The 247-nt window shown below is 68.8% G+C and carries 1 protein-coding gene; it reads right to left on the reverse strand.

Features of this window, described 5'->3' with window-relative positions; translation table 11 throughout:
* On the reverse strand, positions 1–247 hold a 247-nt coding region (locus AF337_RS30265), incomplete at both ends, for a polysaccharide deacetylase family protein (RefSeq protein ID WP_152971243.1).

Genomic DNA, 247 nt, shown 5'->3' on the forward strand with positions numbered 1-247 from the left:
CGGCCGCCCGGGTTGCGTGGTGACCGCGAGGGTAAAGCCGAGATTGCGGGCGATGCGCGCCTCGCGGGCGGTCGCAGCGTCCGGCGTGCCATAGGGATAGGCGATCGTCTCGGGACGGATACCGGTCACCGCTTCGAGGTAATCGGCCGAAGCCTGCATTTCTATTCGTGCTTCGGCTTCCGGCAGCCGGGCCAGCGCGCGGTGGCTGATCGTATGGGCGCCGAGCGTTGCGAGCGGATGTGCCACC

This window comes from Rhizobium ecuadorense, from assembly GCF_001187535.1.
GTDB classification, from domain to species: domain Bacteria; phylum Pseudomonadota; class Alphaproteobacteria; order Rhizobiales; family Rhizobiaceae; genus Rhizobium; species Rhizobium ecuadorense.